Here is an 18,397-nt window from a genome sequence, read left to right as displayed (position 1 = left end):
AAGGAAGTTGACGATGCGATTAGGAGCTCTGTTTGCGACCTTAATCCTGTTCTTTACCTGTACGGCCTATGCTGAGCTGACATCTGAGCAGCAGCAGGCGAAGGCACATGGACTTATGTTGTACAACCAATTCAAGGCTATTTCAGCCAAGCCGTTTTTGGAGATAGCAGCTGAGGCTGGGGATCGTGAATCACAATTTTTTTTAGCTGAGGCGCTAGTAAAAAAGGGCCGGTATATGACGGCAGAGGCATACAAGTGGTACGAGGCGGCAGCTAACCAAGGAGATTTGTACAGCATGTTACGGCTCTCTCGCACAGATAATGACCTGTGCTCCATCATGAACAACTGCCCATCAAGCACCAAGACACCTTTGGACTGGCTCAAGCAGGCCAGAGCGATCGCGGGTGTGAACGCCGAAAAGGGCGACGCCGAAGCCATGTACGTCATGTACTTGGCCACGGCGGAACTCGAATGGCTGGAAAAATCGGCCGAGGCAGGCTACGCCCAAGGCCAGTGGTTGTTGGCCAATCGTTATCAGGAAGGTGAAGGTTTTTTCTTCCTGCCTGGAAATCGTAAAGAGTCCTATGAGAAATGGATCAAAGCCTCGGCGGAAGGGGGCAACCCAAAGGCGATGATGGCGTATGTAGGGATTCTCTATAAGAAGGGCGATATGGAAACAGCCCGGCACTGGATCACTAAAGCAGCAGAGACAGGTTTTGAAAGCGGCGTTACGAGCTTGGGTGCTTATTCTGGACATGCCCCTGCAAAATTTGGCTTCCCGTTAGATGTGGTCAAAGGCTATGGCCTGATTTCCCTGCTCAGGGAACTGGATGGTGGCGGCAATGTGCAGGTTTACGTAGACGAAGTATTGCCGGAGATCGCAGCCAAGATGACGCCCGAGCAGATCGAGCAAGCCAAGGTCTTTGCCAAGGAATGGAAGGCCACCCACCCGCCGCTCTCGTTCTTCCCCGACAAGCTGGGTTACTGAGGTAGTGAAAGCCCTACTCGCCACTCTGCTTACCTTCTTCGCCAGCTCGTCTTTGGCTGCATTGACGCCCGAGCAGCAGCAGGCCAAGGAAAGGGGAGTGATGCTTTTCAAACAGTACAAGATCGCCGAGCCCGAACTGCGTATTGCCGCCGAAGCCGGTGATGCCGAGGCTCAGTTTTACTTGGCCGAAGAGCTTCGCCAGATGAATCGCTACATCACGCCAGAAGCACACAAGTGGTACGAGGCGGCGGCGAGCCAGGGAGACTTCTACGCCATGATCCGTCTGGGCCGTAGCGGCAAGGATCTGTGTGCGGTGATGGGCAACTGCGCGGATGGGCAAAAGACCCCGGTGGAATGGCTGAGGCAGGCGTTGAAGCAGGCCAAGCCCAAAGCCGAGCAGGGCGATGCAGAGGCCATGTATGTGATGTACCACATTACCGGCAATCGGGACTGGTTGGAGAAGTCAGCGAACGCTGGGCATGCCATCGCGCAGTACTGGATGGCGGTTGGCGACAGTCAGGGCGAAGGCTTTTTCTTCCTGCCTGGCAAACGTCAGGAGTCGGTGGAAAGGTGGTTCAAGGCCTCGTCGAAGGGAGGATATCCAAAGGCGATGATGCGCTATGCACATTTGCTCTACGAGAAGCACGACAAGGCAGGTGTACGCTACTGGATGGAAGAGGCAAGCAAACTAGGTTATGTGGACGCTATTTCCAGCTATGCCGCGTATGTTGCCCATACGCCAGATTTGCTTGGCTATGAATTGAATTTAGTAAAGGGGTATGCACTGACGTATTTACTCAAGGAGCTGGATGGTGGCGGCAATATGCAGGTTTATGTCGATGACACTCTCCCTGAAATCGCAGCCAAGATGACACCTGACCAAATCGAGCAAGCCAAGGTCTTTGCCAAGGAATGGAAAGCCACCCACCCGCCACTCTCGTTCTTCCCCGACAAGCTGGGTTACTGAGGCAGTGACGGCTACCACATCTTCTGTCTGTTCAGTTTTGCTTCCTGAAGATCAGCAGTCGCAAGCACGCAGCTTCCTGCGGTTGTTGGATAGCCTGCTCAATCAACTCCCCAAGGTATGCCCTTACTGTGATTGCACGGCATTCAAGGTCAAGCAAAAGCGCCATTGCTTATGCAGTGCCTGTGGCAAGAGCTTCAATGCGCTGACCGGAACACCTCTCAACAGGCTGCAAGGCCGTGAGCGTTTTCTGCCTTTCGTCGAGGGCTGGCTGACCGGCGAGCCTGCGCATTTGGTGGCTGAACGGTTGGGCATGGATGGAACCACGGGGCGAATTTGGGTGAAGCGCTTTCTGCTTTTGATGGAGCAGACGCATCCTGAGCTGTATCGCTGGTGGAGCGCCTATCTGTACCGCCAGGAGGTGGCTCTGCCGGCTCATATCCAGGAGCGTGCGCAACGCTTCCTGGACTGGCTGGCCCGTTTCCCATTCGAGCCCTCCAGTGCATGCCCTCACTGTGGTTCGTCAGCGCTGATCGCCCATGGGTATGGCAATGGACTGCCGCGCTGGCGATGCAAGGCCTGCGGGCGCATGCACAATCGCCTGAGTGATACCCCTCTGAAATGGCTTGGGCAGATGGAGCTATGGCGCCCTTATGTAGAACTCATGCTGCAGGGCTTCACTCATCAGGACTGTGTGTTGCTACTAGGAATAGCCGAAAGCAAAGGCACGAATCGGGATCGCAATTGGCGACCACGTTTTCTCAAGCTTATCGGGCAGCAGGATCCGGTACTGCTGGAATGGGTCATCTGGCAGAACCGAAGGCGCCGGGGGCAACTGGCCTCTGAGCACCAGGACAACATGAGACGCAGGCGCAGTGCATTGCTGCAGGGGCCAGACTCGGCCTGTGCCGACGATCACACGCCAGATGCTCAGTAGCCCCAGCGGCTTTTCCCCGCGTGCTCATGCAGGCCGCCTCGCTGCGGTGGCCTGTCGCGCGGCAAATGACCACAGCGCAGGCTGCGCGGTTAACAGCTAGTCTTCTAACGTGCATTGATCCAGATCAATGTCATGTTTCGCGCATAGCATCTCAGGCCTGCGGGCCGTTTCATTCGATAAGAACAACTACCGTTCGTGTGACTCCAACGTCTGGAGCCTGTGGCTCGGCTTTGCGTGCCGGGGCCGAGATAACCCTGAATGAGGACGTGTCATGTTTGGTCTAGAGGCGCTCGAACTCGCCCGGATTCAATTCGCCTTCACCATTTCCTTTCATATCGTCTTTCCTGCCATCACCATCGGTCTGGCCAGCTATCTGGCCGTGCTCGAAGGGCTGTGGCTGAAGACCAGCAACACGGTGTACCGCGATCTCTACCATTTCTGGTCGAAGATCTTCGCGGTCAACTTCGGCATGGGGGTGGTGTCCGGCCTGGTCATGGCTTACCAGTTCGGCACCAACTGGAGCGCCTTCTCCGACTTCGCCGGGGCGGTCACCGGGCCGCTGCTGACCTACGAGGTGCTCACCGCGTTCTTCCTCGAAGCGGGCTTCCTCGGCGTCATGCTGTTTGGTTGGAACCGTGTCGGGCCGGGGCTGCACTTCTTCTCCACGGTGATGGTGGCCATCGGCACGCTGATCTCCACCTTCTGGATTCTTGCCTCCAATAGCTGGATGCACACGCCGCAGGGGTTCGAGATCGTCGACGGGCGGGTGATCCCAGTGGATTGGTTCGCCGTGGTGTTCAACCCCTCGTTCCCCTATCGCCTGGCGCACATGGCCACGGCGGCCTTCCTCGCCACCGCCTTCTTCGTCGGCGCTTCGGCGGCCTGGCACCTGCTGCGCGGGCGCGACAACCCGGCGATCCGCAAGATGCTGTCGATGGCGCTGTGGATGGCGCTGCTGGTGGCGCCGGTGCAGGCCTTCATCGGTGACCTGCACGGCCTCAATACGCTCAAGCACCAGCCGGCCAAGATCGCCGCCATCGAGGGCCACTGGGAGAACGTCGGTGACGAACCGACCCCGCTGATCCTGTTCGGCTGGCCGGACATGCAGCGTGAGGAAACTCGCTTCAAGGTGGAGATTCCCGCGCTCGGCAGCCTGATCCTGACCCATAGCCTGGACAAGCAGGTGCCGGCGCTCAAGGAGTTCCCGCCGGAGGATCGAGCCAACTCCACCATCGTCTTCTGGACCTTCCGCATCATGGTCGCCATGGGCCTGCTGATGATCTTCGTCGGCCTGTGGAGCACCTGGCTGCGCCGTGGTGGCCGGCTGTACAGCTACCGGCCGTTCCTGCACATGGTCTTGTGGATGGGGCCGAGCGGCATCATCGCCATTCTCGCCGGCTGGTACACCACCGAAATCGGCCGCCAGCCCTGGATCGTGCATGGCCTGATGCGCACCGCCGATGCCGCCTCCGGGCACAGTGCGACGCAACTTGGCTTCACCCTGGTGTTGTTCGTGGTGGTCTACTTCCTGCTGTTCGGGGCCGGTATCGGCTACATGCTGCGCCTGGTGCGCAAGGGGCCGAAGCTCGACGAGGGCAAGGAAGTGTCGTCCGGTGGTCCGGGGCAGCCGCGTACGCCGGCGCGACCGCTGTCTGCGGCCGAAGAGGGCATGGACGAGGGTGAAACCGACAGCTTGCCGGAGAGGAACTGAACATGGGTATCGACCTTGCGCTGATCTGGGCGGTGATCATCGCCTTCGGGGTGATGATGTACGTGGTGATGGATGGCTTCGATCTGGGCATCGGCATCCTCTTTCCTTTCGTCCGTGACAAGGGTGAGCGCGACGTGATGATGAACACCGTGGCGCCGGTCTGGGACGGCAACGAAACCTGGCTGGTGCTCGGCGGCGCGGCGCTGTTCGGCGCCTTCCCGCTGGCCTACTCGGTGGTGCTGGATGCGCTCTATCTGCCGCTGATCCTGATGCTGCTGGGGCTGATCTTCCGCGGCGTGGCCTTCGAGTTCCGCTTCAAGGCCAAGGCCGCCAAGCGCCATCTGTGGGACAAGGCCTTCATCGGCGGCTCGCTGACTGCCACTTTCTTCCAGGGTGTGGCGCTGGGGGCGTACATAGACGGTTTCGAGGTGGTCAATCGGCGCTTCGCCGGTGGCGCCTTCGACTGGCTGACGCCGTTCTCGGTATTCTGTGGCGTGGCGCTGATCGCCGCCTACGCGCTGCTCGGTTGCACCTGGCTGATCATGAAGACCGAGGGCCGTCTGCAGCAGCAGATGCACGACCTGGGACGGCCGCTGGTGCTGGTGCTGCTGGGGGTGACCGGCATCGTCAGCCTGTGGACGCCCTTTGCCCATCCGGCCATCGCCGAGCGCTGGTTCAGCCTGCCCAACCTGTTCTGGTTCATGCCGGTGCCGGTACTGGTGCTGCTGTGTACCTGGGCGCTGCTCAGGGCGGTGGCGAACAATGCCCATTACGCGCCGTTCATTCTCACCCTGGTGCTGATCTTTCTCGGCTATAGCGGCCTGGGCATCAGCCTGTGGCCGAACGTGATTCCGCCATCCATCAGCATCTGGGACGCCTCTGCGCCGCCACAGAGCCAGGGCTTCATGCTGGTCGGGGCGCTGTTCATCATCCCGTTCATCCTCATGTACACCGCCTGGAGCTATTACGTGTTCAGAGGCAAGGTGACGGTGGATGACGGTTATCACTGAGGGCTCGGCCATGACCGAAACCGAAGAGAAGAAACCGCTGTGGCAGCGCCTGGGCTGGCTGGTACTGATCTGGGCCTGCAGCGTCACCGCCCTGGGCGTGGTGGCCTGGCTGCTGCGCCTGTTCATGAGTGCGGCGGGGTTGAGCACGCCGTAGTCGCTTAACCCTGCGGGCGCTAGGGGCTGACGTGTCAGCCTCCCCCGAGAGGGTGGGCAAACTTCGCGTTGCCCAGCCTACTTGCTGTGGCGATGAGGTGTGTCGGCTGCAAGCATCAGCCTAGCAGGCTGTTGGAAAACTACCTGCGTTGCCTGGCCGTCGTTAAAAACAGCCTCAAAATGCTCATTTACAGCACGTAAACTGCGCTTTTTCGGCTGTTTTTGCCTAGGCCAGCCTGCCTCGCCTACGTTTTTCAACGGCCTGCTAGCGGCTCGCCTTTTTCAACCATCGCTGCCCATGCAGCTACGCTGGGGCGCTTTTGCATCCGGGCATACCACTCGCGAAGTGCCTTGCACTCGTCGGGGATCGGTAACTTCACCAGCGTCGAGAAGATCATGCCGCCAATGACGGCTATATCCGCCATGGAAAAGGATGCCCCGGCAACGAATGGCTGGTTCTTCAGTACGCCATTGAAATAGCGCATGCCTCGTAAAGCCTTGTCACGCATGCGCAGGCCCCATTCCTCATTCTGATAAAGCTCGACCTGTGGGCCCAGGCCTGGGGTGGCATGGTGAAAGTACAGGCTTAAGGCATCGAGAAACTCGATCTCGGCGCGCTTGGTCATCATGTGGATCAGCCCTTTTTCAACGGCGGTTTTACCAGTAAGCGTCGGTGAGCCCTCCAGGTCGTCCAGATACTGAGTGATGGCCGTGCATTCCGCGATGTGGGTGCCGTCCTCCAGCTCCAGAACCGGGAGCGTGCCCGAGTAGTTCATTTCGAGAAATTCAGGCGTCTTGTGTTCACCTTTCCAGAGGTTGATCGACACGAAATCAACTCTTGATAAAAGGCCTTTCTCTGCGAGCGCTATGCGAACTCGCGCCGGATAGGGGCCGTTGTACCAATCGTAGATTTTCATCGGTAACTGGCGGGTGTCGGTTTGGTGATGTGGAGTAGTGTTCATATGTATATCTACCTATCAATTGGTAGATTCAGTTATAGGCGCCATTTACTTGCTGTCAACGCCTATCTATCAGTTGGCAGGTTTAAGGGGGGCGGTTAGCATTCCGGTCATCTTTTAACCGGTGAGGCGATGGCGTGAGTGCAAACGCAAAAGAGGCCATCCTGGCGGCTGCAAGGAAGGCGGCACAGTCTCATGGCTATAGCGGGCTGAATTTCCGTGATCTGGCGGCTGCGGTCGGTATCAAGAGCGCGAGTATCTACTACCACTTCCCCAGTAAGGCCGATCTCGGTGCTGCGGTAGCCAGGCGCTACTGGGAAGATACGGCAGCCGCACTGCAGGCGATGCTGGAAGGGGCTGACAGTCCGCTTGAATGCCTGCAACGATATCCCTCGATTTTTCGACGATCACTCGAGAGCGAAAACAGGTTGTGCCTGTGCAGCTTCATGGCCGCGGAGTACGAAGACCTTCCCTCGCAAGTGAAGAGCGAGGTGCAGGCGTTCGCCACCGTCAACGTGGCCTGGCTTTCCAAGGTTCTGCTTGCGGCCGGTGTCGGTGAGCCGGCAGCGTGCGAGGAACGAGCAAAGGCTATTTTCGCTGCCATTGCCGGTGCCCAGCTTATGGCCCGCAGTCGCGCCGATATCACGTTGTTCGATTCGCTTCTGGAGGGTTATCGGAAGGCCGGACTCCTGCCTGCCTGAGTTTCAGGCGTTACAGTGACACGCAATAGCCTCTGTCACGTGCGGCCTTGCAGGGTTGTTAGACTGTTCCTTTTGCCGCCATTCGATGGGTGCCCAATGTTCGCCTTCAGCGAAACCCTGCAACGCCGCTTCGCCGCGCTGCATGCCACTGCCGACTTCTGGTCGTTGCGCCATGTACAGGAGCGTAGGCAATCCTACTGGGTGCGCCGACACGTGGCGCAGGCGCCGTCCTTCGTCGATGACGGCGGTGCCATGCTCACGGCCCGCGTCGGCGGCGTCGAAGCCTATGCGGCCACCAGTGATCTTAGCCAGGCCGGCCTGCAGGCTGCGCTGGAACGGGCCGAGCAGATGGCGCGGGCGCTGGCCGGGCATAACCTGCTGAATCTTGCTGAGCTGCCGCAGCCTGCCGAGCAGGCCGATGATGTGCTGCCGGGCTACGAGCAGCCGCAGGCCAGCGCTGCGCACTGGTTCGAGCTGCTGATGGCCGAGTCGGCGCTGATTCCCCGCGACGCGCGCCTGGTGGACAGCCATGTCGGGTTGACCTTCACCAACCATGAACAGATCTACCTCAACAGCGCCGGCGCCTGTTTGCGCCGCGCTCAGCGCTATGTGTTCCCGCAGATCGGCGTGACCGCCAGCGACGAGCGCGATAGCCAGAGCCGCAGCTTCGGTGGCACCCACCTGGCGCGCCAGGGTGGTGCCGAGGTGTTGCCAACACTCGGCGTGCTCGGCAGCGCCGCGCGTATCGCCGACGAGGCGTTGCAACTGCTGTTGGCGCCCAATACCCCCAGTGGCCCGCGTGATCTGCTGCTGCTGCCGGATCAGATGATCCTGCAGATTCACGAATCCATCGGCCACCCGCTGGAGCTCGATCGCATCCTCGGTGACGAGCGCAACTTCGCCGGCACCAGCTTTATCCGCCAGGAGGATTTCGGGCAGTACCAGTACGGCTCGCCGCTGCTGGACGTGACCTTCGACCCAGGGCTGCCGGGCGAGCTGGCCAGTTACCGGCATGACGACGACGGCACCCCGGCGCAGCGCCAGTACCTGATCAAAGGCGGAATCCTTCAACGCCCGCTGGGCGGCGCGCTATCGCAGTGGCGTAGCGGCCTGCCGGGCGTGGCCAACAGCCGCGCCTGTAGCTGGAACCGGCCCCCCATCGACCGCATGGCCAATCTCAATCTGGAGCCGGGCGACCAGAGCCTGACCGAGCTGATCGGCGGTATCGAGCGCGGCATCCTGATGAGCAACAACCGCTCCTGGTCGATCGACGATGCGCGCAACAAATTCCAGTTCGGTTGCGAGTGGGGCCAGTTGATCGAGAACGGTGAACTCAAGGGTGTGGTGAAGAACCCCAACTATCGCGGCATCAGCGCGCGGTTCTGGCGCAGCCTCAAGGCGGTGGGCGATGCCAGCACCTTCGAGGTGCTGGGCACACCCTACTGCGGCAAGGGCGAGCCCAATCAGGTGATTCGTGTCGGGCACGCCTCGCCGGCCTGCGTGTTCGCCGATGTCGACGTTTTCGGAGGAGCTGCCTGATGGATGCACGTCAGCATTTTTCCGCGTTGCTGGAGCACCTGCAGGGGCAGGTGGCAGGCGAAGAGGGCTTCACCCTGGCCTATGCGGCGGAGCAGTCCACCTTCATCCGCTTCAACCAGGGGCGGGTACGTCAGGCCGGGCAGGTGCAGCAGGTGTACGTCACTCTGGCGTTGTATCAGGGCCAGCGCCATGCCGAGCACAAGCTGGTGTTGAGCGGAACCTTCGACGAGGACGCTGTATCGCTGCAACAGGCCCTGCAGCACCTGCGTGCGCTGCTGCCGAGCCTGGTCGATGACCCTTATCTGCGGCTCAACCGTGAGGCCTGGCGTAGCGAGTCGACGGCAGTGACGGTGCTGCTGGATGGCGCGGCCATGGCGCAGCAGATCGTCAGCGCCGCGGCTGGCCTGGATCTGGTCGGCTTCCTGGCTGCCGGCCCGCAGTACCAGGGTTTTGCCAGCTCCTGGGGCGCGTTCGGCTGGTATGCCGCCAGCAGCTTCAATCTGGAATTCAGCCTGTTCCATGGCAATGGCCAGGCGGTGAAAACCACCTATGCCGGCGAGCAGTGGGATGCCCAGGCGTTTGCCCGCAAGCTCGATGCTGCGCGGCAGCAACTGGCCTTTCTCGGTCGTCCGGCCAGGGCGTTGCAGCCCGGCAGCTACCGCGCCTACCTGGCACCGGCGGCGCTGGAGGAACTGATCGGCCTGTGTTGCTGGGGCTTCGGCGCTCAGGCGCTGGCCTCCGGTGGCAGCCCCCTGCAGCGGCTGTTCAATGGCAAGGCCGAACTCAATGCGCAGGTGACCCTGGACGAACGCATCGAAGGCGGCCTGGCCCCGGCCTTCACCGCCGAGGGGCCGCGCCAGCCGCTGCGCCTGGTCGAACAGGGCCGGCCCGGCGAACGCATGGTCAGTTCGCGCAGCGCCGCCGAATATGGCTTGAGCGCCAATGGCGCGGGGCGTGGCGAATACCCTTTGGCGCTGCGCATGCAGGGCGGCGATCTGGAGGAAGCCGAGGTGCTGCAACGGCTCGGCACGGGCCTGTATATCGGCAACCTGTGGTACGGCAATTTCTCCGACCTGCCCGCCGGGCGCCTGACCGGCATGACCCGCTTCGCCACCTTCTGGGTCGAGGACGGGCAGATTCAGGCGCCGGTGGACACCATGCGCTTCGACGATTCGCTGTTCGACTTTTTCGGCGCCAACCTGGAGGCCCTGACCCGCGAGCCCGAGTTGTTGTTGCCCAGCGGCACCTACGGCGCCCGGCAGACCGGCTCCATGGCGCTGCCGGGGGCGCTGCTGTCGCGCTTTACCCTGACCTTGTGACCATCACTCGAGCAGATGAGCGCGCAGCAGGCGCTCTTCTCGCATGATGTGGATGATGAACACCTTGCCCTCTGCCGGGCGGTAGAAGACCCGACAGGGCGGGACGACGATTTCGCGATACACGGAGTCCGGTAGCTCGCCAGGAACCCGGCCTGACAAGGGGAACTCCGCCAGGCGCGCGACGGCTTCGACGACCTTCCTGACCAACGCGCGAGCGGCGTCGGGTTTGTCGAGAGCGATGTAGTGCGCCAGCTCGTCGAGTTGTTCGAGGGCGGGATTCGTCCAGACTATTTCAGCCATTTGCCCAGCCGTTCCCTGGCCTGTTCATGGCTGAGGGTATTGCCCTCCAGTACGGCCCGTTCACCGCAGGCCAGGGCATCCAGAAGGGCGAGGCGCCTCTGCATGAACTGGTAATCATCGACATCCACCAGATAGGCCGAGGGCACTCCATGCTCGGTGATCAGCACGGGCTCTTTGGTCTCGTGAAGGTCGGCGAGAATCTTGGTGGCTTGTCGCTTCAGGTTGGTGACCAGTTCGACTTTCATGAGGAGGGCTCGATGCTTAGGTGAGAGTGTCACTTTAGTGATACTTGTCGCGTTGGGCAATTGTGGGGCCGTCTGCAACCGAACTGTCACGCTCATGTCGCGCCAATGCCATGTGCTCCCGTTAATTTGCTCGCCAATGAGATCGATCTCAGGCGAGCGAACATGGCGGATCTGAAAGAAGTGGCAGGCTTGGCGGGGGTTTCCCGGGCGACGGCGGCGCGGGCGTTTGCTTCGCCCGGGCTGTTGCGTCGCGACACCCTCGAGCGGGTGCTGGCGGCGGCCCGTGAGCTGGGCTTTCGACCCAATCGTCTGGGCCGGCAGATGCGTCTGCAAACCACCAACCTCATTGGCGTGGTGGTGCCCAACCTGCTCAACCCGGTATTTGCCGAACAGTTCCAGGCCATGGAGCAGGCGGCGCGTGCGCGCGGCTACAACCTGTTGCTGGCCACCACCGATTACCAGGCCGAGCGCGAAAGCGAGGTGGTCGAGGAACTGCTGCGCCAACGTGTCGATGGCCTGGTGCTGACCGTCACCGATGCCCAGAGCAATCGCGTTCTGCAGGCGTTGGCCCAGGAGGCCACCCCCTTCGTGCTGGCCTACCACCAGCCGGAAAATCGTCATTACAGCGCCGTCTCGGTGGACAACCGCGCCGGCATGGCGCTCGCCACTCGTCATCTGCTGGCCGTCGGGCATCGGCGTATCGGCATGGTGGCCGGCTCGGCCTTGCAGTCCGACCGCGCGCGCCTGCGTTATGTCGGTTATCAGCAGGCCATGGCGGAGGCCGGGCTGCCGGCCCTGCCGCTGATCGAGATGCCGGCCCACACCCAGGCCGATTTCGCCGCCATCGAGCCCTGGCTGCAAGGCCCACAGGCGCCCAGTGCGCTGCTCTGTTCCAACGATTTGCTGGCCATCAGCCTGATCAACGAACTACGCCGCAATGGCTGGAGCGTGCCGCAGCAGCTCTCGGTCATGGGCTTCGACGGCATCGCCCTGGGTACGCAGATGCACCCGACGCTGTGCAGCGTGGTGCAGCCCATCGCCGAGCTGGCGCGCACGGTCATTGACCAGTTACTGGGGCTGATCGCTGGCGCCCCGACCATTACCTACTGCCTGCCTTGCCATATCCGGCCAGGCGAGAGTATCCGCCCCTACGAGGACACACCCCATGATCCGCTTCAGTAAAACCCTCGCGGCCCTGCTGTTTTGCGGCGCCGTCAGCCTCAGCCATGCCGCCGAAACGGCGATCTGCTACAACTGCCCGCCGGAATGGGCGGACTGGGGCACGCAGCTTGAGGCCATTGCCCAGGACACCGGCGTGCAGGTGCCGCTGGACAACAAGAACTCCGGCCAGGCCCTGGCGCAACTGGTGGCCGAGCGCGCCGCGCCCATGGCCGACGTGGTCTATTACGGCGTCACCTTCGGTCTGCAGGCGCAGAAGGCCGGGGTGGTCGACAGCTACAAGCCCAAGGGCTGGGAGGAAATTCCGGCCGGTTTGAAAGATCCGCAAGGACACTGGTTCGCCATCCATTCCGGCACCCTGGGTTTCATGGTCAACGTCGATGCCCTGGGCGGCCTGCCGGTGCCGCAAAGCTGGGCCGATCTGCTCAAGCCCGAGTACAAGGGCATGGTCGGCTACCTCGACCCGTCCAGCGCCTTCGTCGGTTACGTCTCGGCGGTGGCGGTCAACCGCGCCATGGGCGGTGACCTGAACGATTTCACCCCGGCCATCGACTACTTCAAGAAGCTGGCCGCCAATTCGCCGATCGTGCCCAAGCAGACCGCTTATGCACGGGTGCTGTCCGGCGAGCTGCCGATCCTGGTGGACTACGACTTCAATGCCTACCGCGCGCGCTACAAGGACAAGGCCAACGTCGCCTTCGTGATTCCCGCCGAGGGCAGCATCAGCGTGCCCTATGTGATGAGCCTGGTGGACAACGCGCCACACCGCGCCAATGCCGAGAAGGTGCTGGACTTCGTGCTCTCCGACAAGGGCCAGGCGCTGTGGGCCAATGCCTACCTGCGCCCGGTACGTCCGGTGCCGATGCCGGCCGAAGTGAGCGCGCGCTTCCTGCCGGAAAGTGACTATGCTCGCGCCGGCGTGGTGGATTACCAGAAGATGGCCGATGTGCAGGAAGCCTTCGCCGCGCGTTACCTGAAAGAGATTCGCTGAGGTGAGCAGCACGTTGCGCGCCCCTGCTGCCGCTCAGGTCAGCCGCCGCCCAGCCAGGCGGTGGCGACCCGGCGCGGCCATCGCCTTGCTGCCGGCTGCGGTGCTGCTGCTGGCCTTCTGGCTGCTGCCGCTGGCGCACCTGATCGTGCTCGGCGGCGAGAGCCGGGGCGAGGCGGGCAGCGGTTACTGGCAGGTGCTGAGCAGCACCCAGTATCTGGGCGGCCTGGCGCAGACCTGCGCACTGGCGCTGATGGTCACCCTGGCTGCGCTGCTGGTGGGCAGCATCAGCGGGGTGTTTCTCGCCCGCCAGCGCTTCTTCGGGCGCTCGGCACTGGTGGCCTTGCTGACCTTTCCGCTGGCCTTTCCCGGCGTGGTGGTGGGCTTTCTGGTAATCCTCCTGGCCGGCCGCCAGGGCCTGTTCGCCAGCCTGGGGCTGAGCCTGATGGGCGAGCGCTGGGTGTTCGCCTATTCGCTGGCCGGGTTGTTCATCGGCTACCTGTATTTCTCCATTCCACGAGTGATTCTCACGGTGATGGCGGCCAGCGAAAGCCTGGATGTCAGCCTGGAGGAGGCCGCGCATTCCCTCGGTGCTGGCCACTGGCGGGTGATCCGGGATGTCCTGGTGCCGGGGCTGACGCCGGCGCTGGTGTCCTGTGGCGCCATCTGCTTCGCCACGGCCATGGGCGCCTTCGGCACGGCCTTCACCCTGGGTACGCGGCTGAACGTCACTCCGGTAGCGATCTACAACGTGTTCACCAACTACGCCAACTTCGCCGTGGCCGCCGCCTTGTCGGTGATCCTCGGCGCCCTGACCTGGGGTGTGCTGCTACTGGTGCGCAAGTGGGTGCGGCAATCCGGGGGGCTGCTATGAAGCGCTCGCGTCTGTTCTTCGCGCAACTGGCGTTCACCTGCCTGGTCTGTGCCTTCATGCTGGTGCCGGTGCTGCTGTCGCTGCTCGCCGGGCTGACGCGCAACTATTTCCAGGGGCTGTCCAGCGGCCTGACCCTGGCCTGGCTGCAACAGGTGTGGCAGGCCTACTCGCCAACGGTGTGGCTGTCGCTGCAACTGGCCCTGGCCTGCGCCCTGTGCGTGTGCCTGATCGGCGTGCCAGCGGCCTACGCCCTGGTGCGCATGAACAACCGCTTCAGCCGCGCCTTCGAGGAACTGATGGTGCTGCCGGTGGCGATGCCCGGCCTGGCCAGCGCCCTGGCGCTGCTGCTGACCTACGGCCACCTCGGCGGCTTTCGCGGCAGTTGGCTGTTCATTCTGGTGGGCCACGTGCTGTTCACCTTGCCCTTTCTGGTGCGCCCGGTAATGGCGGTGATGCAGCGCCAGCAGTTGCCGATTCTGGAAGAGGCCGCCGCCAGCCTCGGCGCCGGGCCGTTGCGGCGCTTCTTCAGCGTGGTGGTGCCCAACTGCCGCGCCGGCATCCTCGCCGGGGTGCTGATGGTGGTCACCCTGTCGCTGGGTGAGTTCAACCTGACCTGGATGCTGCATACGCCGCTGACCAAGACCCTGCCGGTGGGCCTGGCCGACAGCTACGCCTCGGCACGGCTGGAAGTGGCCAGCGCCTACACCTTGCTGTTCCTGTTGATGATCGTGCCGCTGCTGATCGCGCTGCAGGCCATCAGCAATCGCCTGTCCCGTGGAGACAAACGATGAGCGCAACTTCGATTCACCTGTACCACTGCCGCAAGGCGTTCGCCGATGGCACCGTCGCCGTGGATGACCTGAGCCTGGATATCCAGGCCGGCGAAACCCTGGCCATCCTCGGCCCCTCCGGCTGCGGCAAGACCACCACGCTGCGCCTGATCGCCGGGTTGGAGCGCCCGGACGCCGGCCAGGTGCTGTTCGCCGGGGAGGATGTCACGGCGCTGCCCATCGAGCGGCGTGACGTGGGCATGGTGTTCCAGAATTACGCGCTGTTCCCCAACCTCAATGTGGCCGAAAACATCGTCTATGGCCTCAAGGTGCGCAAGGTGGAGCGCGTCGAGCGCGAGCGGCGCTGCGCCGAGTTGCTGGAGCTGGTAGGGCTACAGGGGTATGGTCATCGCGCCATCCACGAGCTGTCTGGCGGCCAGCGCCAGCGCGTGGCCCTGGCCCGTGCCGTGGCGCCGCGTCCGCGCGTGTTGCTGCTCGATGAACCGCTGGCGGCCCTCGATGCGCAATTGCGTGAGCGCCTGCGCAGCGAGCTGGGCCAGTTGCTGCGTGAGCTGGCCATCACCGCCGTGTTCGTCACCCATGATCAGGGCGAGGCCATGGCCCTGGGTGATCGCATCCTGGTCATGGAACGTGGGCGTATCGCCCAGTTGGCCACGCCACGGGCGCTCTATCAGCAGCCGGCCAATCGCTTCGTGGCCAGCTTCGTCGGCACCCTCAACACCTTCGTCGTGCTGGGGCGCACGGCCAATGGCGTGCAGGTCAGCGGCGGTGAACTGCCGTGGGCGGGCAGCGAATTGCCCAGCACCCTGTACTGCCGCCCCGAACACCTGCGGGTCACCAGCGAGCCTGGCCATATGCGCGGGCGCCTGCTCGGGCAGTTCTTCCAGGGCGCGCAGAGCCGCCTGCTGGTGGATGTGGGCAGCGACCAGCCGCTGACCGTGGACAGCGCCGACGACCGTTTGCTGGCACCTGGCGAACTGATCAATCTGGCCGTCGAGCCACAACGGGTGTTCAGCCTCCATGTCTGATGCCATCACCAGCCAGGTACCTGGCCAGACCTTTCTCATCGCGCAGATCAGCGACCTGCACCTCAAGGCCCACGGCAAGCTCAGCTATGGTGTGGTCGATACCCTGACAGCGCTGCGCCAGGCGGTCGAGCATCTGAATGCCAGCCGGCCGCGCCCGGATATCGTGGTCGTCAGCGGTGACCTGGTGGACTTCGGCCAGGCCGAGGAATACGCCGTGCTGCGCCCCGAGCTGGAGCGCCTGCACATGCCCTATTACCTGGTGCCCGGTAACCACGATGATCGCGCCCACCTGCTGGCGGCATTCGCCGACCAGGGCTATCTGCCTGCGTCAGCCCAGGGGCCGCTGGACTGGGTGGTCGACGACCATCCGCTGCGCCTGATCGGCCTGGACAGCACCACGCCAGGGCGCCACGGCGGGCAACTGGAGGACAGCCAGTTGTGCTGGCTGGACGCCCAGCTCGCGGCGCGCCCGCAGGCGCCGACGCTGCTGATCCTGCATCACCCGCCGTTCGCCAGTGGCATCGGCCATATGGATCGCGAGCCGTTTCTCAACGCGGCGGCCTTGCACGAGGTAATCGCGGCGCATCCCCAGGTGGAGCGCTTGCTCTGCGGGCATCTGCATCGTTCGATGCAGCGACGTTTCGCCGGCAGCCTGTGCTGCGTATGCCCCGGTGCCTCGCACCAGATCGTGCTGGATCTGCAGGCCGATGCGCCCGCGCATTTCAATCTGGAGCCGCCGGGTTACCTGCTGCACCACTGGCAGGGCGAGCAGGGATTGGTGACGCACAGTGGGGTATTTGGCCAGTACCCTGGGCCCTATCCCTTCTATGACGACAATGGCCTGATCGACTGAGGGCTGGCGCAAGATGGCGGGAGTCCATGGTTGCTGCCCCGGATTGCATCCGGGCTACGGCCTCAACGGGTGGCTTGTGCCTGTGCCGCCACGGCGGCGTCGGTCATGTCGTAGATCACCAGGCACACATGCTCCACCGGCTGGCCGGCCAGCGGCAGCAGGGTGACGTTCTGGTACATGAAATCGGCCTGGCCGGTGATCGGCTGGTAGCTCTTGAAGCGCATCAGGTAGGGGCGTTGCTGCCACAGGCTGAAGGCGCGGGTGCCCAGTTGCACCACGCTTTCCACCTTGCGCTCCAGCCAGGGGCGGTCGATGTCCGGGAACAGCTCGAACAGCGAGCGCCCCTGCACCTGATCCGGCCCCAGCCCGGAGTGGTTCTCCATGAAGGCGTTCCACACCTCGACGCGGTACTGGCGGTCGAGCACCACCACGCCGACGTCGATGCATTGCACGATGTCCAGCAGCCAGTGGACTTCCTTGATATCGATCTGCGCGGGCATCGCCTCACTCCATCAGGTAGCCGATCTTGCCGGTCAGGCGTTTGATCGAGTCTTCGGTGAACAACAGCAACAGGTCGAAGTGGATGGCGTGGCCCTCAAGGCTGTAGCTGATCTCCACGGCCAGGGTCTTGCGCCAGCGTTGCTTGTTGACCTGGATGAGCTGGTCGAGGCTGGCGTGCTGGCCGAGCAGTTGCGGATGGCCCTGGGAGAAGCGCAGGTCGAGCTGCTCGGCAACACCGGCCAGGCAGGCGCCAGTGAGGATACTGGCCAGATCCAGGAGCATCTCCGAGGTTTCTGCCTCGTTCTTCGGCTGCCAGCCGAGCAGGCGCGCCATGTCGTTCACTTCCGAATCATGGAACAGCAGCAGCGCCTCGCCAGCGATTGCCTCGCCGATGAAGCCCTGGCAGATGGCACTGAAACGCTCGCCACGCTGGGCGTCCATCAGGGTCATGTGCAGCTCGCTGACCTCGAAGATGTTCACCTGCGGCACGGGAAGCTGCACGAACACCCCGAGCACCTTGGCCAGCAGCGCGGCGGCGCGGCCCATGGCGACGTTGGTGACCTCGCGCAAGGCGTCACGGAAGCTCACCTTGAGCTCAGCCAGGGCCTGTATCTGCGCCTGTGCCGTCGGGCTGCCCTGGGGGTTGAACAGGCCCAGCTCGATCAGGGTCTGGCGCAGGATCTCGGGGTCGGCAGGTTTCTTGATGAAGGCCAGGGCGCCCAGCTCGCGCACGCGGCGCACGGCTTCGTCCTGCACGTCGCCGGAGACCACTATCACCTTGGCGCTCAGACCCTCGGCGCGCAGGGCGGCCAGGGTCTGGTAGCCGTCGAGCACCGGCATGGTCAGGTCGAGCAGCATGACCTGGCCCTGGCCCTGACGGATCAGCGCCAGAGCTTCCTCGCCATTGCTCGCCTGGCTGAGGGTGACCGGCCACTCGGCCGGCAGCGCGCGGATCAGTTGCTTGCGCGCCATATTGGAGTCGTCGCAGACCAGCAGGGGAATCACGGTGGGGGATTACCTGTGTGAAGAAGCGCTGGATTTGAGCATAGCTGCATGCCGTGGCGTGTCACAGCGCTTTTTCAAGCGTAGCCCGGATGAAATCCACGCGTGTCTGCCGACCAGGTTCCTTCGTAGGGTGCGCTGCGCGCACCGGCTTCGCCGCGTTACCCGGTGTGGCCTGTGCGGTGCGCACGGCGCACCCTACCGAGGAGCCCTCGTCGTGTAGATCGCTATTGCAGCCACTTCATTACCCCCTGCGCCGCCACCCGGCCGCTGGCGAAGCAGGCGGTGAGCAAGTAGCCGCCGGTGGGCGCTTCCCAGACTACTGCTGCCAGTTCGTAGGGTGCGCTGCGCGCAC

At 63.1% G+C, this 18,397-nt stretch carries 20 protein-coding genes and 1 pseudogene; 15 read left to right on the top strand and 6 right to left on the bottom strand.

Annotated elements, in window-relative coordinates; all coding sequences use genetic code 11:
- The first annotated feature begins 13 nt into the window (after positions 1-13).
- The 6 genes from PVE35_RS21085 (at position 14) to PVE35_RS21060 (ending at position 5,764) form a co-directional block, all read left to right on the top strand.
- Positions 14-988, top strand: coding sequence for a sel1 repeat family protein (locus tag PVE35_RS21085; protein ID WP_277372884.1), 975 nt, complete (start codon positions 14-16; stop codon positions 986-988).
- 4 nt (positions 989-992) lie between these two features.
- Positions 993-1,955 (top strand): sel1 repeat family protein, encoded by a 963-nt coding sequence (locus tag PVE35_RS21080; protein WP_277372883.1) that lies wholly within the window; start codon positions 993-995, stop codon positions 1,953-1,955.
- 4 nt (positions 1,956-1,959) lie between these two features.
- A complete protein-coding gene (locus tag PVE35_RS21075) occupies positions 1,960-2,889 on the top strand; it encodes a hypothetical protein (protein WP_277372882.1) in 930 nt (309 codons plus the stop codon).
- Positions 2,890-3,160: 271 nt separating this feature from the next.
- Positions 3,161-4,600 (top strand): cytochrome ubiquinol oxidase subunit I, encoded by a 1,440-nt coding sequence (locus PVE35_RS21070; RefSeq protein WP_268179030.1) that lies wholly within the window; start codon positions 3,161-3,163, stop codon positions 4,598-4,600.
- Between the two features lie 2 nt (positions 4,601-4,602).
- Positions 4,603-5,610, top strand: coding sequence for a cytochrome d ubiquinol oxidase subunit II (cydB, locus tag PVE35_RS21065; protein WP_268179029.1), 1,008 nt, complete (start codon positions 4,603-4,605; stop codon positions 5,608-5,610).
- Between the two features lie 10 nt (positions 5,611-5,620).
- A complete protein-coding gene (locus tag PVE35_RS21060) occupies positions 5,621-5,764 on the top strand; it encodes a DUF2474 domain-containing protein (protein WP_268184384.1) in 144 nt (47 codons plus the stop codon).
- 253 nt (positions 5,765-6,017) lie between these two features.
- Here the strand turns inward: PVE35_RS21060 and PVE35_RS21055 are convergent, their stop codons facing one another.
- Positions 6,018-6,680: a glutathione S-transferase gene (locus PVE35_RS21055; RefSeq protein WP_277374918.1), complete on the bottom strand. Its 663-nt coding sequence runs from the start codon at positions 6,678-6,680 to the stop codon at positions 6,018-6,020.
- 179 nt (positions 6,681-6,859) lie between these two features.
- On the opposite strand from PVE35_RS21055, the gene PVE35_RS21050 reads away from it, so the two are divergent.
- From PVE35_RS21050 to PVE35_RS21040, 3 genes are all read left to right on the top strand, one after another.
- Entirely contained in the window at positions 6,860-7,423 is a 564-nt protein-coding gene (locus tag PVE35_RS21050) for a TetR/AcrR family transcriptional regulator (protein ID WP_277372881.1), read from the top strand.
- Between the two features lie 96 nt (positions 7,424-7,519).
- The gene (locus tag PVE35_RS21045; protein WP_277372880.1) at positions 7,520-8,962 is read left to right on the top strand and encodes a TldD/PmbA family protein; all 1,443 of its coding nucleotides are present in this window, start codon (positions 7,520-7,522) and stop codon (positions 8,960-8,962) included.
- A complete protein-coding gene (locus tag PVE35_RS21040; protein ID WP_277372879.1) occupies positions 8,962-10,281 on the top strand; it encodes a metallopeptidase TldD-related protein in 1,320 nt (439 codons plus the stop codon). Before PVE35_RS21045 ends, PVE35_RS21040 begins: the two co-directional genes overlap by 1 nt.
- Before the next feature lie 3 nt (positions 10,282-10,284).
- Here PVE35_RS21040 and PVE35_RS21035 read toward each other — a convergent pair whose 3' ends face one another.
- On the bottom strand, positions 10,285-10,581 hold the full coding sequence (locus PVE35_RS21035) for a type II toxin-antitoxin system RelE/ParE family toxin (protein ID WP_277372878.1): 297 nt from the start codon (positions 10,579-10,581) through the stop codon (positions 10,285-10,287).
- A complete protein-coding gene (locus tag PVE35_RS21030; RefSeq protein WP_277372877.1) occupies positions 10,569-10,826 on the bottom strand; it encodes a type II toxin-antitoxin system Phd/YefM family antitoxin in 258 nt (85 codons plus the stop codon). The genes PVE35_RS21035 and PVE35_RS21030 overlap by 13 nt, the downstream gene beginning before the upstream one ends.
- Before the next feature lie 162 nt (positions 10,827-10,988).
- Between PVE35_RS21030 and PVE35_RS21025 the strand changes: the two genes are divergently transcribed.
- From PVE35_RS21025 to PVE35_RS21000, 6 genes are read left to right on the top strand one after another with little or no spacing between them, the layout of a single operon-like run.
- On the top strand, positions 10,989-12,008 hold the full coding sequence (locus PVE35_RS21025; RefSeq protein WP_277372876.1) for a substrate-binding domain-containing protein: 1,020 nt from the start codon (positions 10,989-10,991) through the stop codon (positions 12,006-12,008).
- Positions 11,992-12,996 carry an ABC transporter substrate-binding protein gene (locus PVE35_RS21020; protein ID WP_277372875.1) on the top strand — a complete coding sequence of 335 codons (1,005 nt, stop codon included), beginning with the start codon at positions 11,992-11,994 and terminating at the stop codon, positions 12,994-12,996. The genes PVE35_RS21025 and PVE35_RS21020 overlap by 17 nt, the downstream gene beginning before the upstream one ends.
- A gap of 13 nt (positions 12,997-13,009) precedes the next feature.
- Positions 13,010-13,867 carry an ABC transporter permease gene (locus tag PVE35_RS21015; RefSeq protein WP_277374917.1) on the top strand — a complete coding sequence of 286 codons (858 nt, stop codon included), beginning with the start codon at positions 13,010-13,012 and terminating at the stop codon, positions 13,865-13,867.
- A complete protein-coding gene (locus tag PVE35_RS21010; protein ID WP_277372874.1) occupies positions 13,864-14,658 on the top strand; it encodes an ABC transporter permease subunit in 795 nt (264 codons plus the stop codon). The genes PVE35_RS21015 and PVE35_RS21010 overlap by 4 nt, the downstream gene beginning before the upstream one ends.
- Positions 14,655-15,686: an ABC transporter ATP-binding protein gene (locus PVE35_RS21005; protein WP_277372873.1), complete on the top strand. Its 1,032-nt coding sequence runs from the start codon at positions 14,655-14,657 to the stop codon at positions 15,684-15,686. Before PVE35_RS21010 ends, PVE35_RS21005 begins: the two co-directional genes overlap by 4 nt.
- On the top strand, positions 15,679-16,539 hold the full coding sequence (locus tag PVE35_RS21000) for a phosphodiesterase (RefSeq protein WP_277372872.1): 861 nt from the start codon (positions 15,679-15,681) through the stop codon (positions 16,537-16,539). Before PVE35_RS21005 ends, PVE35_RS21000 begins: the two co-directional genes overlap by 8 nt.
- Positions 16,540-16,601: 62 nt before the next feature.
- On the opposite strand, the gene PVE35_RS20995 is transcribed toward PVE35_RS21000, so the two are convergent.
- The 3 genes and pseudogenes from PVE35_RS20995 to PVE35_RS20985 all read right to left on the bottom strand — a co-directional run.
- The gene (locus tag PVE35_RS20995; protein ID WP_277372871.1) at positions 16,602-17,039 is read right to left on the bottom strand and encodes a PAS domain-containing protein; all 438 of its coding nucleotides are present in this window, start codon (positions 17,037-17,039) and stop codon (positions 16,602-16,604) included.
- Positions 17,040-17,043: 4 nt separating this feature from the next.
- Positions 17,044-18,045: a response regulator gene (locus PVE35_RS20990; RefSeq protein ID WP_277372870.1), complete on the bottom strand. Its 1,002-nt coding sequence runs from the start codon at positions 18,043-18,045 to the stop codon at positions 17,044-17,046.
- A 224-nt stretch (positions 18,046-18,269) separates the two neighbouring features.
- Positions 18,270-18,359: pseudogene (locus PVE35_RS20985) on the bottom strand (NAD(P)/FAD-dependent oxidoreductase); the annotation flags it as partial.
- Between the last annotated feature and the right edge of the window lie 38 nt (positions 18,360-18,397).

Origin of the sequence: Pseudomonas sp. AA-38, assembly GCF_029457475.1 — a bacterium.
Classification (GTDB): domain Bacteria; phylum Pseudomonadota; class Gammaproteobacteria; order Pseudomonadales; family Pseudomonadaceae; genus Aquipseudomonas.
Note: the sequence above shows the minus strand (reverse complement) of the source record. Positions and strands in the feature narration are given on the sequence as shown.